13 protein-coding genes are annotated in these 14797 nt (G+C 66.4%); all 13 read right to left on the reverse strand.

Features of this window, described 5'->3' with window-relative positions; genetic code table 11:
* Positions 1–2: 2 nt before the first annotated feature.
* Positions 3–1691 carry a ribonuclease J gene (locus ACTIFS_RS17915; RefSeq protein ID WP_439575490.1) on the reverse strand — a complete coding sequence of 563 codons (1689 nt, stop codon included), beginning with the start codon at positions 1689–1691 and terminating at the stop codon, positions 3–5.
* 1 nt (position 1692) lies between these two features.
* On the reverse strand, positions 1693–2466 hold the full coding sequence (locus ACTIFS_RS17920; protein WP_439575491.1) for a biotin--[acetyl-CoA-carboxylase] ligase: 774 nt from the start codon (positions 2464–2466) through the stop codon (positions 1693–1695).
* A gap of 4 nt (positions 2467–2470) precedes the next feature.
* Positions 2471–3907 (reverse strand): NADH-quinone oxidoreductase subunit NuoN, encoded by a 1437-nt coding sequence (gene nuoN / locus ACTIFS_RS17925; protein WP_439575492.1) that lies wholly within the window; start codon positions 3905–3907, stop codon positions 2471–2473.
* A 14-nt stretch (positions 3908–3921) separates the two neighbouring features.
* Positions 3922–5445, reverse strand: a complete 1524-nt coding sequence (locus ACTIFS_RS17930; protein WP_439575493.1) for an NADH-quinone oxidoreductase subunit M — start codon at positions 5443–5445, stop codon at positions 3922–3924.
* On the reverse strand, positions 5445–7532 hold the full coding sequence (gene nuoL / locus ACTIFS_RS17935) for an NADH-quinone oxidoreductase subunit L (RefSeq protein ID WP_439575494.1): 2088 nt from the start codon (positions 7530–7532) through the stop codon (positions 5445–5447). The genes ACTIFS_RS17930 and nuoL overlap by 1 nt, the downstream gene beginning before the upstream one ends.
* Positions 7533–7541: 9 nt before the next feature.
* On the reverse strand, positions 7542–7853 hold the full coding sequence (nuoK, locus tag ACTIFS_RS17940) for an NADH-quinone oxidoreductase subunit NuoK (RefSeq protein ID WP_439575495.1): 312 nt from the start codon (positions 7851–7853) through the stop codon (positions 7542–7544).
* A 2-nt stretch (positions 7854–7855) separates the two neighbouring features.
* Complete coding sequence (locus ACTIFS_RS17945) at positions 7856–8461, reverse strand: NADH-quinone oxidoreductase subunit J (RefSeq protein WP_439575496.1); 606 nt, start codon at positions 8459–8461, stop codon at positions 7856–7858.
* 130 nt (positions 8462–8591) lie between these two features.
* Positions 8592–9080, reverse strand: coding sequence for an NADH-quinone oxidoreductase subunit NuoI (gene nuoI / locus ACTIFS_RS17950; RefSeq protein ID WP_439575595.1), 489 nt, complete (start codon positions 9078–9080; stop codon positions 8592–8594).
* Positions 9081–9105: 25 nt separating this feature from the next.
* Entirely contained in the window at positions 9106–9363 is a 258-nt protein-coding gene (locus ACTIFS_RS17955; protein WP_439575497.1) for a hypothetical protein, read from the reverse strand.
* Between the two features lie 10 nt (positions 9364–9373).
* Positions 9374–10393 carry an NADH-quinone oxidoreductase subunit NuoH gene (gene nuoH / locus ACTIFS_RS17960; protein ID WP_439575498.1) on the reverse strand — a complete coding sequence of 340 codons (1020 nt, stop codon included), beginning with the start codon at positions 10391–10393 and terminating at the stop codon, positions 9374–9376.
* Between the two features lie 12 nt (positions 10394–10405).
* Positions 10406–12481 (reverse strand): NADH-quinone oxidoreductase subunit NuoG, encoded by a 2076-nt coding sequence (gene nuoG, locus ACTIFS_RS17965; protein ID WP_439575499.1) that lies wholly within the window; start codon positions 12479–12481, stop codon positions 10406–10408.
* A 119-nt stretch (positions 12482–12600) separates the two neighbouring features.
* Positions 12601–13425 (reverse strand): hypothetical protein, encoded by an 825-nt coding sequence (locus tag ACTIFS_RS17970; protein WP_439575500.1) that lies wholly within the window; start codon positions 13423–13425, stop codon positions 12601–12603.
* Positions 13426–13495: 70 nt separating this feature from the next.
* Positions 13496–14797: an NADH-quinone oxidoreductase subunit NuoF gene (gene nuoF, locus ACTIFS_RS17975; protein ID WP_439575501.1), complete on the reverse strand. Its 1302-nt coding sequence runs from the start codon at positions 14795–14797 to the stop codon at positions 13496–13498.

The following is a 14797-nucleotide window of genomic DNA, read 5'->3' on the forward strand; positions in this document are numbered from 1 at the left end:
GCTTATACCGTCAGCACCAGCACGTGGCACATCGGCTTTTTGCCCCAACGGCCATTCACGGTTCCGCGAATGGCGCGCGTCACGCTCTCCGACACGGCATCGGGGTCGCGGCGGCGCGCCTTGGGCAGGTTCTCCACGCAGTCGATCACCGTTTCCTCGATGAGATCGACCAGGCTGTCGCCCGTGGCATCGGCCTCCGGGATGCCGGCCATGTCCATCTGGATGTCGCCGACGATCTGGCCACGCTCGTCCATGGCGATCGCCACCGAGACGATGCCGGCGAAGGCCAGCCGGCGCCGTTCGGGCACGACGCGCAGCCCCTCGGGAATGAGCAGCGCCCCATCCTTGAGCAGCCGCGCCGATGGCAGCGTGTCGACCACGTCGGGCTCACCGGGAGCAAGACGGATGACGTCGCCGTCACTGGCAAGGATCACGTCCTTCACGCCCATGCGCCTCGCCAGTTCGGCATGGGCGGCCAGGTGCAGTGCCTCGCCGTGGACCGGCACCGAGATGGCCGGCCGCACCCATTGATAGAGTTGCTCCATCTCGCCGCGCCGCGGATGGCCCGAGACATGGACGAGCGGCCGCTCGCGGTCAGTGATGACATGGACGCCCTGTTTCACCAGCCCGTTGATGATGCCGCCAACGGCCTTCTCGTTGCCGGGAATGGTGCGGGAGGAGAACACGACGGTGTCGCCGGCCGCGAGTGTCACTTCCGGATGATCGTCATTGGCGATGCGGGCGAGCGCGGCCCGCGGCTCGCCCTGGCTGCCGGTCAGGCAGGCGACCACCTTGTCGCGCGGCAGGTAGCCATAGGATTCGGCACCGACGAAGGGCGGGATGCCATCCAGCATGCCCTGCTCGCGGGCGATGCCCATGACCCGCTCCATGGCGCGGCCGACGAGCACGACCTGACGGTCGCAGCGCATGGCAGCCTCCGCGACCGAGCGGATGCGCCCGGCATTCGAGGCGAAGGTGGTCACCGCCACCCTGCCCTTGGCGGCCCTGATGATCTGTTCAAGCTCACCGGCGACCTCGCGCTCGGACGGAGAGACGCCCTCGCGGATGGCATTGGTGGAATCGCCGATCATGGCCAGGACGCCGGCATCGCCCAGCGCCCTCAGGCGGGCCTCGTCGGTCTTTGCCCCCAGAACGGGCGTTGGATCGATCTTCCAGTCGCCGGTATGCAGCACCATGCCGAGCGGGGAGCGGATCGCCACCGCGTTCGATTCAGGGATCGAATGGGCAACGGCGATGAACTCGAACGCAAAGGGACCGGCCTCAACCGTCACGCCCGGCGCGATGACATGGATGGGCACGTCCGGCGCGCCGGCCTCGGAGAGGCGCTTGGCTTCCAGCATCGCAGCCGCGAACGGGGTCAGATAGACGGGACAGCGCAGGCGCGGCCACAGATCGACGACCGCGCCGATATGGTCCTCGTGGGCATGGGTGATGATCAGCGCCTTGAGGTGCCGGCGCTCGTCGGCGATGAAGGCGGGATCGGCCATGACGAGGTCGATGCCGGGAAGATCGGGACCGGCAAAGGCGACGCCGCAATCCACCGCGATCCATTCCTTCTTCGCCGGCGGCCCATAGCCGTATAGCGAGAAGTTCATACCGATCTCGCCGACGCCGCCAAGCGGGGCGAAGACCAGTTCCTCTGCGTGGCCGCGTCCGCCCCGTCTTGCCATGTCAGTGCACCATCCCTGCCAGCGAGGGCATCACCTCACCCACCATGATCGTCTCGCGTCCGTCCGGCGTGTCGAGCAGCAGCCGCCCCTGCCCGTCCAGCCCGACGAAAATTCCCTCGACATGCCGTCCATCGATCCGGACCGCCACCGGGCGGCCGAGATTGTGGGCCCGCGCGAGCCAGCCTGCACGGATGGCATCGAAGCCCTGACCGCGGTTCCAGATGGCAAGCGCCGTCACCATGGATTTCGACAGCGCCTCGAAGACCTGGTCGCGCGTCACCGCAAAGCCGGCGGCCTGGAGCGAGGTGGTCGGATAGGGCATGCCGTCCGGATGGCCGGCAATGTTGACGCCGATGCCGATGGCGGCCTGCGTGACCGCGCCGCGTGTCGTCGCCTCGATCAGCGTGCCGGAAACCTTCGCACCATCCAGAAGGGCGTCATTCGGCCACTTCACCTTGAACCGGATCTCGAGATCGGGTGCCAGTTTCAGCAACGCATCGTCGAGGGCGAGAGCGGCCACGAAACACAGTTCGGGAATGCGCGGCGCCGGGGCCGGATCCGTCAGCAGAAGGGTTGCGAAGAGATTGCCGTCGAGGCCAACCCAGGCGCGGCCGCGCCGGCCCCGTCCGGCCGTCTGCCGGTCGGCGACGAACCAGGTCGGGCGGGTCTCGCCCGTCGCCCCGCTCGCCAGCGCCTCGGCATTGGTGGACCCCACGGCGTCGAGATGGACCAGTTGGAAACCTGCCGCCCGCGCGGTGTCGGAGAGAGCCGGCACCTGATCAGAACAGCGCGCGCGCGGCTGCGCCGGCGGCTGCCACCAGCGGGGCCGGATAGAGCACGAAGAAGGTGACGAACAGCGCGGCAAGGCCCAGCACCGCCTTCTGCTCGAAGCGCATCGGCTCGAAAGCCGGTGCCGGCTCGTCAAAATACATCAGCTTGATGATGCGCAGGTAGTAGTAGCAGCCGACCACGCTGGCCAGAACGCCGATGACCGCCAGCGTGTAGAGCTTGGCCTCGATGGCCGCCGCAAAGACGTAGAATTTGGCGAAGAAGCCGGCGAGCGGCGGAATGCCCGCCAGCGAAAACAGCAGCGCGGCCAGCGAGGCGGCCATCATGGGATTGGTGCGCGACAAACCGGCCAGATCGTCGATGGTCTCGACCGGACCGTCGCCGCGCCGCATGGCGATGATGCAGGCGAAGGTGCCGAGCGTCATGACCATGTAGATGGCGATGTAGATGGCAATGCCCTGCACGCCGTTCGCGGTGCCGGCCGCGAGCCCGACCAGCGCGAAACCCATATGGCCGATGGAGGAATAGGCCATCAGCCGCTTGATGTTGGTCTGCCCGATGGCGGCAAACGAGCCGAGCAGCATGGAGCCGACCGAGACGAAGACGACGATCTGCTGCCATTGGGCGGTTGCGCCCGGAAAGCCGGTGACCATGACGCGCGCGAAGATGGCGATGGCCGCCACCTTCGGTGCGGCGGCAAAGAAGGCCGTCACCGGCGAGGGCGCGCCCTCATAGACGTCCGGCGTCCACATGTGGAACGGCACGGCCGAGACCTTGAAGGCAAGTCCGGCGATCAGGAAGACGAGGCCGAAGACCAGGCCGAGGCTGATCGGGCCGGTCTTGACGGCGGCCGCAATGCCATCGAAGGCCACCGTTCCGGTGAAGCCGTAGATGAGCGAGCAGCCGTAGAGCAGCATGCCGGAGGACAGGGCGCCGAGGACGAAATATTTCAGGCCCGCCTCGGACGAGCGCGCATCGTCGCGATGGATGGAGGCCACCACATAGAGCGACAGCGACATGAGTTCGAGGCCGAGATAGAGCGCGATCAGGTCGCCGGCCGAGATCAGGATGCCCATGCCGGTGGCGGACAGCACGACCAGGATCGGGAACTCGAAGCGCTCGACCTTCTCCCGCCTGAGGAAGTCGTGCGACAGGACCAGCGTCACCGCCGCACCGAGGAAGGCGAGCACCTTCATGAAGCGGGCAAAGGCGTCGAACAGGAAGGAGCCGCCGAAGGTGGCGCGCGGGGCGCCGCTGACGGCAAGCGTCGCGATGGCGGCGGCGACCAGCAGGACCACGGCCCCGGCGGTGACGGCGCGGTTGGACCCATCGCCGGCGAAGACGCCATACATGAGCAGGGCCATGGCACCGACCGCGAGGATCAGTTCGGGCAGCGCCGGAGCAAGGTCGAGGAGCGGAGCGTTCATGGGTTCCCGATCCCTCAGCGCGGCAGAACGGCGGCCGTTCGGCCCGCCGCGGTGATCGCCTGGTTGTAGCTTTCGACCAGCGCGTTGACCGCAACCTCGGAGGTCGACAGCACGACGGTCGGATAGATGCCAAGCAGGATGGTCAGCACGACCAGCGGGGCGAGGATGGTGACCTCGCGGGTGTTGACGTCGGTGATCGCCTTCAGCGCCGGCTTGGTCAACTCGCCCCAGATGACCTGCCAGTAGAGCCACAGGGCATAGCAGGCCGACAGGATGACGCCCGTCGTGGCGAGAAACGCCACGATGGTGGAGGCCTTGAAGGCGCCGATCAGCGTGAGGAACTCGCCGACGAAGCCGGACGTGCCCGGCAGGCCGACATTGGCCATGGTGAAGATCATGAAGATGACGGCATAGATCGGCATGCGGTTCACGAGACCGCCATAGGCGGCGATCTCGCGCGTGTGCATGCGGTCATAGACGACGCCGACACACAGGAAGAGCGCCCCCGACACGATGCCGTGCGAGACCATCTGGAACACCGCGCCCTGGATGCCCTCGGCATTGCCGGCGAAAATGCCCATGGTCACGAAGCCCATATGGGCGACGGAGGAATAGGCGATCAGCTTCTTGATGTCCTCCTGCATCATCGCCACCAGCGAGGTGTAGATGATGGCGATCACCGACAGGGCGAAGACCAGCGGCGCGAAGAAGGCGCTCGCCTCCGGGAACATCGGCAACGAGAAGCGCAGGAAGCCGTAGCCACCCATCTTCAGCAGCACGCCGGCGAGGATGACGGAGCCGGCTGTCGGCGCCTCGACATGGGCGTCCGGCAGCCAGGTATGGACCGGCCACATCGGCATCTTCACCGCGAAGGAGGCGAAGAAGGCCACCCAGAGCCAGAACTGCATGTCGCGCGAGAAGACGCTGGGGCCGCGCTTGATCAGTTCCGCGATGTCGCTGGTGCCGGCCGTCCAGATCATCGCCATGATGGCGAGCAGCATCAGCACCGAGCCGAGCAGCGTGTAGAGGAAGAACTTGAACGAGGCGTAGATGCGCCGCTTGCCGCCCCAGATGCCGATGATCAGGAACATCGGGATGAGGCCGGCCTCGAAGAACAGGTAGAACAGCACGATGTCGAGGGCGCAGAAGACGCCGATCATCAGCGTCTCAAGCACCAGGAAGGCGACCATATATTCCTTCACCCTGTGCTCGATGGAGGTCCACGAGGCCAGGATGCAGAAGGGCATCAGGAAGGTGGTCAGGATGATGAGCGGCAGCGAGATGCCGTCCACCCCCATCCGGTAGCTGATGACGCCGCCGAGCCAGGAGGCGCGCTCGACGAACTGGAACTCGGCGGTCGCCGGGTTGAACAGGGCGACCGGGATCAGCGACAGGCCGAAGGTCACGGCTGTCGTGAACAGCGCGATCATGCGGATGTTGCGGCGGGCGGCCTCGTCGTCGCCGCGGACCATCATCACCAGGGCCGCGCCGAGGAGCGGCAGGAAGGTGATCAGGGACAGGATCGGGGCATTGGACATCAGCGGGCTCCCCCGACGCCGCCGGAGAACATGAACCAGGTGGCGAGCGCCGCGACCCCGATCAGCATGGCGAAGGCATAGTGATAGACGTAGCCGGTCTGCAGACGGACGACGCCGCGGGTGACGTCGATCACGCGCGCGGCCACCCCGTCGGGTCCGAAGCCGTCAATGACCCAGCCGTCGCCCTTCTTCCACAGGAAGCGGCCGAGCCAGCGCGCCGGACGGACGAAGATGCGGTCGTAGAGCTCGTCGAAATACCACTTGTTGAGCAGGAACTGGTAGAGGCCGTGGTGCCGGCGGGCGAGATCGGCCGGCACGTGCGGCGCCTTGATGTACATGTACCAGGCCAGCACGAAGCCCAGCGACATCATGACGAACGGCGTCCACGGCACCCATCCGGGCACCTGGTGGAAAGCGTGGATGATGTGGTTGTCCGGCCGCATGAAGATCGACTCGCGGAAGAACGACCGGATGCCGTCCTCGTAGTTGAACTTCTTGGCGAAGGCGAAGCCGGCCACCACCGATCCGAAGGCCAGGGCGCCGAGCGGCACCAGCATGACCACCGGACTCTCGTGCGGCGTGTGGGCATGGCCGTGGCCGTGACCGTGATGGTCGTCGGCGGTGGCGTGGTCGCGGTGCTCGTCCCCGGCGCCATGCGCGGCTTGTCCGTGGTCGGCATGACCATGCGCGGCATGACCATGGGCGTCGTGATGACCCTCCTGCCAGCGCGGCTTGCCGTGGAAGGTCAGGAAGATGAGGCGCCACGAATAGAACGAGGTCATGGCGGCGGCCGCGACCGTCAGCGCGAAGGCATAGGGCCCCATGGCGCCGTGGGCGGCATAGGCCACTTCGATGATGGCGTCCTTCGAGTGATAGCCGGCAAAGCCGATATGGAGGAACGGAATGCCGAACCCGGTCAGGGCGAGCGTGCCGATCAGCATCATCGCATAGGTGAACTTGATATGGCCGGCGAGGCCGCCCATGCGCCGGATATCCTGCTCGTGATGCATGGCATGGATGACCGAGCCGGCACCGAGGAACAGCAACGCCTTGAAGAAGGCATGGGTGAACAGGTGGAAGATGCCGACCGAATAGGCCCCTGCCCCGAGCGCCACGAACATGTAGCCGAGCTGCGAGCAGGTGGAATAGGCGATCACACGCTTGATGTCGTTCTGGACGAGGCCGACGGTCGCCGCGAAGAAGGCGGTGGTGGCGCCGAAGAACATGACCACCTGAAGGGCGATCGGCGCATATTCGAACAGCGGCGACAGCCGCGCGACCATGAACACGCCGGCGGTGACCATGGTGGCGGCATGGATCAGCGCGGAGACCGGCGTCGGCCCCTCCATCGCGTCCGGCAGCCAGGTGTGCAGCAGGAACTGCGCCGACTTGCCCATCGCCCCCATGAACAGCAGCAGGCACACGACGGTGAGTGCATCGACCTGATAGCCGAGGAATTCCATCGGCTTGCCGGCGAGGCCCTGTGCCGCGCCGAAGATCGTGTCGAAGTCGACGGAGCCGGTCAGCTTGTAGACGCCGAAAATGCCCAGGGCGAAGCCGAAATCACCGACCCGGTTGACCACGAAGGCCTTGATGGCCGCGGCATTGGCGGTCGGCTTCTGGTACCAGAACCCGATCAGCAGATAGCTGGCGAGGCCCACGCCCTCCCAGCCGAAGAACATCTGCACGAGGTCGTCGGCCGTCACCAGCATGAGCATGGCGAAGGTGAACAGCGACAGATAGGCGAAGAACCGCGGCCGGTGCGGATCCTCGTGCATGTAGCCGATGGAATAGAGGTGGACGAGGAACGACACCGAATTGACCACCACCAGCATGACGGCGGTGAGCGTGTCGATCCGCAGCGACCAGGACACGTCGAGCGAGCCGGCATGGATCCAGCGCAGCAATTCCACGGTGGTCGTCTGGCCGGCATAGCCGACCTGGTAGAACGCGACCCAGGACAAAAGCGCCGAGATGCCGAGCAGGCTGGTGGTGACGATCTCGGAGGCGCGCGCGCCCAGCGCCCGGCCGAACAGCCCGGCGATCAGGAAGCCGACGAGGGGTAGAAAGACGATGGCCTGATACATGGGTTCGTCTCAGCCCTTCATCATGTTGATGTCTTCCACCGCGATCGAGCCGCGGTTGCGGAAGAAGACCACGAGGATCGCCAGACCGATGGCCGCCTCGGCGGCGGCAACGGTGAGCACCAGCAGCGCGAAAACCTGGCCGACAAGGTCTCCGAGATGGGTCGAGAAGGCGACGAGATTGATGTTGACCGCCAGCAGGATCAGTTCGATCGACATCAGGATGACGATGACGTTCTTCCGGTTGAGGAAGATGCCGAGCATGCCGAGCGTGAACAGGATCGCCGCGACCGACAGGTAGTGTGAGAGGCCGATTGTGAGCATGGTCAGACCCCCTCGCCCGTCTTGACCTTGACGACCTCGATGGAGGTCTCCGGCGTGCGCGCCGCCTGCGCGCCCGGGTCCTGCCGCTTCACCCCGACCTTGTGGCGCAGCGTCAGCACGATGGCGCCGATCATGGCGACCAGGAGGATCAGGCCGGCGGTCTGGAAGAAGAAGACGTATTTCGTGTAGAGCACCCGTCCGAGCGCCTCGGCATTGGTGATGTCGGCCGGGATCGGCGCGGCGATGGCGCGCGGCGCGCCGCCGCCGATCACCCAGGCGCCGATGACCATGAACAGTTCGGCGAGAACGACGAGGCCGATAAGCACCCCGACCGGCAGATATTGCAGGAAGCCCTGGCGCAGCTCGGCAAAGTCGACATCGAGCATCATGACGACGAACAGGAACAGCACCGCCACCGCACCGACATAGACGACCACCAGGATCATCGCCAGGAACTCGGCGCCCATCAGCACGAAGAGCCCGGAGGCGTTGACGAAGGCGAGGATCAGGAACAGCACCGAATGCACGGGATTGCGCGCGGCAATCACCATGAATGCGGATGCGATCAGCACCGCCGCGAAGAGGTAGAAGAAGAGACCGGCGAGCATCTGCCCCTTTGCCCCGTTCCTGTTTCAAAGGGCGCGCTGACGAAGACTCAAGAGGGGAGCCCCGCGCGCGCTTCTCATAGTGTCCAAGTTGGAATGCGTCCAGACGACGGGGTCCGGACCCATTCCGGCATCAGCGATAGGGCGCGTCCTGCTTCAGGCTGTCGGCGATCTCGCGCTCCCAGCGGTCGCCGTTCGAAAGCAGCCGCACCTTGTCGTAATAGAGCTCCTCGCGGGTCTCGACCGCGAACTCGAAGTTCGGCCCCTCGACGATGGCATCCACCGGGCAGGCCTCCTGGCAGAAGCCGCAATAGATGCATTTCACCATGTCGATGTCGTAGCGGGTGGTGCGGCGCGTGCCGTCGTTGCGGCGCGGGCCGGCCTCGATGGTGATCGCCTGGGCCGGGCAGATCGCCTCGCAGAGCTTGCAGGCGATGCAGCGCTCCTCGCCGTTCGGATAGCGGCGCAGCGCGTGTTCGCCACGGAAGCGCGGCGAAATCTGCCCCTTCTCGAAGGGGTAGTTGATGGTCGCCTTCGGCTTGAAGAAATAGCGCATGGACAGGAAGAAGGCCGAGACGAACTCGGTCAGGAACAGGGCCTTGGCCGCGCGGTCGAGCCTGATTGCCGACGCCATGTACCTCGTCTCCTCAAACGCCCCAGCCGCCGAGCGTGCGGCCGAGCCAATAGCCTATGCCCGCGAAGACGGGCACGGTGATCACCAGCAGGAGGCGCTGTGCCAGCACGATCCTGCGTTCGTAGTCCGCCCGCTCGGCGGCCGTCGTCGAGCGGTCGGTCTCGCGCAGCTTGCGGGTGAGGATGCCGGAGATGATCCGGTAATCCACCCAGCCGATGCCGGCGCCGATGAGAGCGCCGATCAGTCCGGCCGGGTTCAGCAAGCCGTCCACATCTGTCTCCTCACGGCGCCCAGCCGGTGAACTGCAGCACAGCGGCGACGACGACCACCATGGCGAGCGAGATCGGCAGGAACACCTTCCAGCCGAGCCGCATGAGCTGGTCGTAGCGGTAGCGCGGCACGAAGGCCTTCACCATGGCGAACATGAAGAAGACCAGGGAGATCTTCAGAACGAACCAGACCACCCCCGGAACCCAGGTGAACGGCGCGAACGGGAACGGCGGCAGCCATCCCCCCAGGAACAGGATGGTGGTGAGCGCGCACATGGTCATGATCGCCACGTATTCGGCGAGCATGAACATCATGTACGGGGTCGAGGAATATTCGACCATGAAGCCGGCCACGAGCTCAGACTCAGCTTCCGGCAGGTCGAAGGGCGGCCGGTTGGTCTCCGCCAGGGCCGAGATGAAGAAGATCACGAAGACCGGGAACAGCGGCAGCCAGAACCAGCCGAACAGGCCGATGCCCTTGTCCTGCGCCTTGACGATGTCGGTGAGGTTCAGCGAGCCGACGCAGAGCAGCACGCAGATGATCACGAAGCCGATGGAGACCTCGTAGGAGACCATCTGGGCTGCCGAACGCAGCGCGCCGAGGAAGGGATATTTCGAGTTGGACGCCCAGCCGCCCATGATCACGCCATAGACGCCGAGCGATGACACCGCGAAGATGAACAGGATGCCGACATTGATGTCGGCGATCGCCCAGCCCTCCTGCAGCGGGATCACGGCCCAGGCGGCAAGCGCCAGCAGCACCGAGACCAGCGGGGCAAGCAGAAACACCCCCTTGTTGGCGCCTGAAGGGACGACCGGCTCCTTGAGGATGAACTTCAGGAGGTCGGCAAAGCTCTGCAGCAGGCCGAAGGGGCCGACCACGTTGGGACCGCGGCGAAGCTGGACCGCAGCCCAGATCTTGCGGTCGGCGAGCAGGATGAAGGCGACGAAGACCAGCAGCGCCACCATGAGCACGAGGCTCTGGATCACGATCAGCAGGACGGGCCAGAGGTGGGTCCAGAAGAAATCCATCGATCCGATCCGCTATTCCGCTGCCTGGCGGTGGGCGCCCTTCGCGATCGCCGAGCATTCGGCCATGGTGGCCGAGGCGCGGGCGATCGGATTGGTCAGGTAGAAGTCGTCGACCGCGACCGTGAAGGGGGCCGAACCGACCTTGCCGCCGCGTTTCGCAAGAGCCGCGATGGCGCCCTGGTCCGGCTCGCCGAGCACGCCCACCCGCAAGGCGTGGGGATGATCGACCGCCATCGTGGCGCGCAACCGGGCCAGCGAATCGAAGGGCAGCGTGACGCCGAACTGGTCAGAGAGGGCGCGAAGGATGGCCCAGTCTTCCCTGGCATCGCCCGGTGGGAAGCCCGCCCGGCTGATCGCCTGGACGCGCCCCTCGGTATTGACCGTGAGGCCCGCCTTCTCGGTATAGGCCGCGCCGGGCAGGATGACATCGGCGCGATGGGCGCCGCGGTCGCCATGGGTGCCGATATAGACGACGAAAGGTCCGTCGGCGACCGGGATCTCGTCCGCGCCGAGGTTGAACAGCACCTCCACGCCGCCGGCCGCCATGGCCGCAGCATCAAGCCCGCCCTCGCCCGGCACGAGGCCGAGATCGAGCGCGCCGACGCGGGCGGCGGCCGTATGCAGCACGGCAAATCCGGTCCAGCCATCGGCGATGGCACCGAAGGCGGTCGCGGCATGGGCGGCCAGCGACAGCACCTCCTGCCCGTCAGGCCGCGCAAGCGCCCCCTGCCCCACGATGACCAGCGGCCGCTCGGCCTTCTTCAGCGCATCGGCGAAGGCATGCTTGCCCGCGACCACATCGGCCAGCGTCTCGGGGCCGGCGCCGAGATAGTCGTGGGTATAGGTCAGGTCGGCATGCTCGCCGATCAGGCCGATGCGGACATTGCCCATCCGCCAGCGCTTGCGAATGCGCGCATTGACGATCGGCGCTTCCTTGCGCGGATTGGTGCCGACCAGAAGGATCGCATCCGCCCGTTCGATGGCAGCAATGCCGGGATTGAAGACATAGGTCGCCCGGCCAAGCGCCGGATCGAGCCGCACGCCGTCCGGCCGGCCGTCGATGTTCTTCGAGCCAAGAGCCGAGACGAGGCCCTTCAGGGCATACATCTCTTCCAGCGTGGCGAGGTCGCCCGCAATCGCGCCGATCTTCTCCGGGGCCGAGGCCTTCACCTTCGCCGCGATGGCCGCGAAAGCCTCGGCCCAGGCAGCGGGCCGCAGCCGGCCGTTCTCACGCAGATAGGGGCGGTCGAGGCGCTGGGTGCGCAGGCCATCGGCGACGTGACGCGTCTTGTCGGAGATCCACTCCTCGTTGATCGCCTCGTTGAGGCGCGGCAACACGCGCATGACCTCGCGGCCGCGCGCATCGACACGGATGGCCGAGCCGACGGCATCCATCATGTCGGTGGATTCGGTCTTGAGCAGTTCCCAGGGGCGGGCATTAAACGCGTAGGGCTTCGATGTCAGGGCGCCGACCGGGCAGAGATCGACCACATTGCCCTGCAGCTCCGAGGTCATGGCCTGTTCGAGATAGGTGGTGATCTCGGCATCCTCACCGCGGCCAATCAGGCCGAGCTCGGAAATGCCGGCCACTTCGGTGGTGAAGCGGACGCAGCGCGTGCAGTGGATGCAGCGCGTCATGACGGTCTTGACCAGCGGACCGATATACTTGTCCTCAACGGCGCGCTTGTTCTCGTGGTAGCGCGACTTGTCGACACCATAGGCCATGGCCTGGTCCTGCAGGTCGCACTCGCCGCCCTGGTCGCAGATCGGACAGTCCAGCGGGTGGTTGATGAGGAGGAACTCCATCACCCCCTCGCGCGCCTTCTTGACCAGCGGCGTGCGGGTGTTGACCACCGGCGGCTCGCCGTTCGGGCCGGGACGCAGGTCGCGGACATTCTGCGCACAGGAGGCGATGGGCTTCGGCGAGCCCTTCACCTCCACGAGGCACATGCGGCAGTTGCCGGCGATCGACAGCCGCTCATGATAGCAGAATCGCGGAATCTCGGCGCCCGCCGCCTCGCACGCCTGCATCAGCGTGTATTCGGCGGGAACCTCGACTTCCTGTCCGTCGACGATCAGCTTCGTCATCGGTCGTCCCATTCGGTCCTCGCGGACGGCCCCGGCGGAGCCCCCGCAGTCTGGCAGCAGCGGAAGGCTGCTGCCCTGTCATTGTCTGTGGCGGTGCGGGGCTGGCCCGCACCGTTCCCTCACGTCTTCTGCGGCCCGTCTGCCTTGTCGTCCTGGATCGACACCCGGGGCAGCGAAATGCCCTTGGACGTCGCCTTGGCCTCGATCTTCAGCGGAGCGACCGTCACGGCCGGCGTCGCCTTGCGCCGGGCAGCAGGCTGCGCGGCGGCCGATTTCGGCTTGGGCGGGGAACTGCCCGGCTTGGCCGGCTTCGGCGGAACGCCGGGTCCGGGCGTCTTCAGGCCGCCATCCTTCGGGGTTGCCGGCTTCGTGGCCGCGACCAGTGTTTCGGCAACCGTCACCGGCGCTGCAGCCATAGCCTTCGGCTTGGGCGGCGCGCCGCCCGGCTTGGCCGGCTTCGGCGGAACGCCAGGTCCGGGCGTCTTCAGGCCGCCATCCTTCGGCGTCGCAGGCTTGGTCGCCGCGACCACGGTTTCAGCAACCGTCACCGGCGCTGCGGCCATAGCCTTCGGCTTGGGAGGCGCGCCGCCCGGCTTGGCCGGCTTCGGCGGAACGCCGGGTCCGGGCGTCTTCAGGCCGCCGTCCTTCGGCGTCGCAGGCTTCGCCGCATCGACCAGTGGTTCGTCATTGGCCACCACCAGCCGAACTGCAGGCGCCGCGGCCAGGGCCGGCTCGTCGTTGACCGGAGCGGGCAGTCTGTCCCGGCGCAGGGTGGCGAAGGCGCTGGCAAGTCCGAAGCCGACGCCCCAGACCGTCACGAACCCGGCCATCATCGCCGCGGCCGGCAGGATCGCTGCGGCGGCGAAAGGTCCAGCCATCGTCTCAAGCGGCATGGCCTGCGGCCAGGCGCGCACTGCACTCTCATTCTTCGCGGCAAGCGACATCGCTGTCTCTCCGTCTCGTCTGAGCCAATGCACTTCGCCCGTCACGGCAGATGTCTCCGGTCCGGTCGTCTCAATGGGCCGCCGCGCGCACGGGATCGTCGTGCGGATTGGCGGAATAGGCGTCGATCTTCTTCTCGATCTCATGGCGGAAGTGGCGGATCAGCCCCTGGACAGGCCAGGCTGCCGCATCGCCGAGCGCGCAGATCGTATGGCCCTCGACCTGGCCCGCCACGTCGAGGAGCATGTCGATCTCCTTCTTGTGGGCGCGGCCCTCGCTCATGCGGGTCAGGACGCGCCACATCCAGCCCGTGCCCTCGCGGCAGGGCGTGCACTGGCCGCAGCTCTCGTGCTTGTAGAAATAGGAAATGCGCGTGATCGCCTTCACCACGTCGGTGGACTTGTCCATGACGATGACGGCGGCGGTGCCGAGGCCCGACCGGAGCGCCCTGAGCCCGTCGAAGTCCATCGGCGCATCCCAGATCTGCTCGGCCGGCACCAGGGGCACCGAGGAGCCGCCCGGGATCACGGCGAGCAGGTTGTCCTTGCCGCCTCGAATGCCGCCGCAATGCTTCTCGACCAGTTCCGAGAACGGGATCGACATGGCCTCCTCGAAGGTCGCCGGCTTGTTCACATGGCCGGAGACGCAGAACAGCTTGGTGCCGAGATTGTTCGGATTGCCGAAGGAGGCGAACCAGGTCGGCCCGCGCCGCAGGATGGTCGGCACGACGGCAATCGATTCGACGTTGTTGACCGTCGTCGGGCAGCCATAGAGGCCCATATTGGCCGGGAACGGCGGCTTCAGGCGCGGCTGGCCCTTCTTGCCTTCCAGGCTCTCCAGAAGTGCCGTCTCCTCGCCGCAGATATAGGCCCCGGCGCCGTGGTGGACGTAGAGTTCGAAGTCCCAACCGGTCTTGTTGCCCTTGCCGAGCAGGCCGGCCTCGTAGCACTCGTCGATGGCGCGCTGCAGGGCCTCGCGCTCGCGGATGAACTCGCCGCGAACGTAGATGTAGCCGACATGGGCGCCCATGGCGCAGCCGGCAATCACGCAGCCCTCGACCAGCGTGTGCGGGTCGTTGCGCAGGATCTCGCGGTCCTTGCAGGTTCCCGGCTCGGACTCGTCGGCATTGACCACGAGATAGTGCGGCCGGCCGTCGGACTGCTTGGGCATGAACGACCATTTCAGGCCGGTCGGGAAGCCTGCGCCGCCCCGGCCGCGCAGGCCGGAATCCTTGACCTGCTGAATGATCCAGTCGCGGCCCTGATCGATGAAGCCCTTGATCCCGTCCCAGTGCCCGCGCGCCATGGCGCCTTTCAGGCTCTTGTCGTGGAACCCGTAGATGTTGGTGAAGATGCGGTCCTTGTCGGCGAGCAT

The organism is Phreatobacter sp. (assembly GCF_051860605.1).
Lineage (GTDB): Bacteria > Pseudomonadota > Alphaproteobacteria > Rhizobiales > Phreatobacteraceae > Phreatobacter.

Coding starts and splice junctions, on each gene's coding strand:
- ACTIFS_RS17915 (WP_439575490.1), bottom strand. CDS start 1,691: ATGGCAAGACGGGGCGGACGCGGCCACGCAGAGGAACTGGTCTTCGCC.
- ACTIFS_RS17970 (WP_439575500.1), bottom strand. CDS start 13,425: ATGTCGCTTGCCGCGAAGAATGAGAGTGCAGTGCGCGCCTGGCCGCAG.
- nuoH (WP_439575498.1), bottom strand. CDS start 10,393: ATGGATTTCTTCTGGACCCACCTCTGGCCCGTCCTGCTGATCGTGATC.
- nuoN (WP_439575492.1), bottom strand. CDS start 3,907: ATGAACGCTCCGCTCCTCGACCTTGCTCCGGCGCTGCCCGAACTGATC.
- ACTIFS_RS17945 (WP_439575496.1), bottom strand. CDS start 8,461: ATGCTCGCCGGTCTCTTCTTCTACCTCTTCGCGGCGGTGCTGATCGCA.
- nuoL (WP_439575494.1), bottom strand. CDS start 7,532: ATGTATCAGGCCATCGTCTTTCTACCCCTCGTCGGCTTCCTGATCGCC.
- nuoF (WP_439575501.1), bottom strand. CDS start 14,797: ATGCTCGCCGACAAGGACCGCATCTTCACCAACATCTACGGGTTCCAC.
- nuoG (WP_439575499.1), bottom strand. CDS start 12,481: ATGACGAAGCTGATCGTCGACGGACAGGAAGTCGAGGTTCCCGCCGAA.
- ACTIFS_RS17930 (WP_439575493.1), bottom strand. CDS start 5,445: ATGTCCAATGCCCCGATCCTGTCCCTGATCACCTTCCTGCCGCTCCTC.
- nuoK (WP_439575495.1), bottom strand. CDS start 7,853: ATGCTCACAATCGGCCTCTCACACTACCTGTCGGTCGCGGCGATCCTG.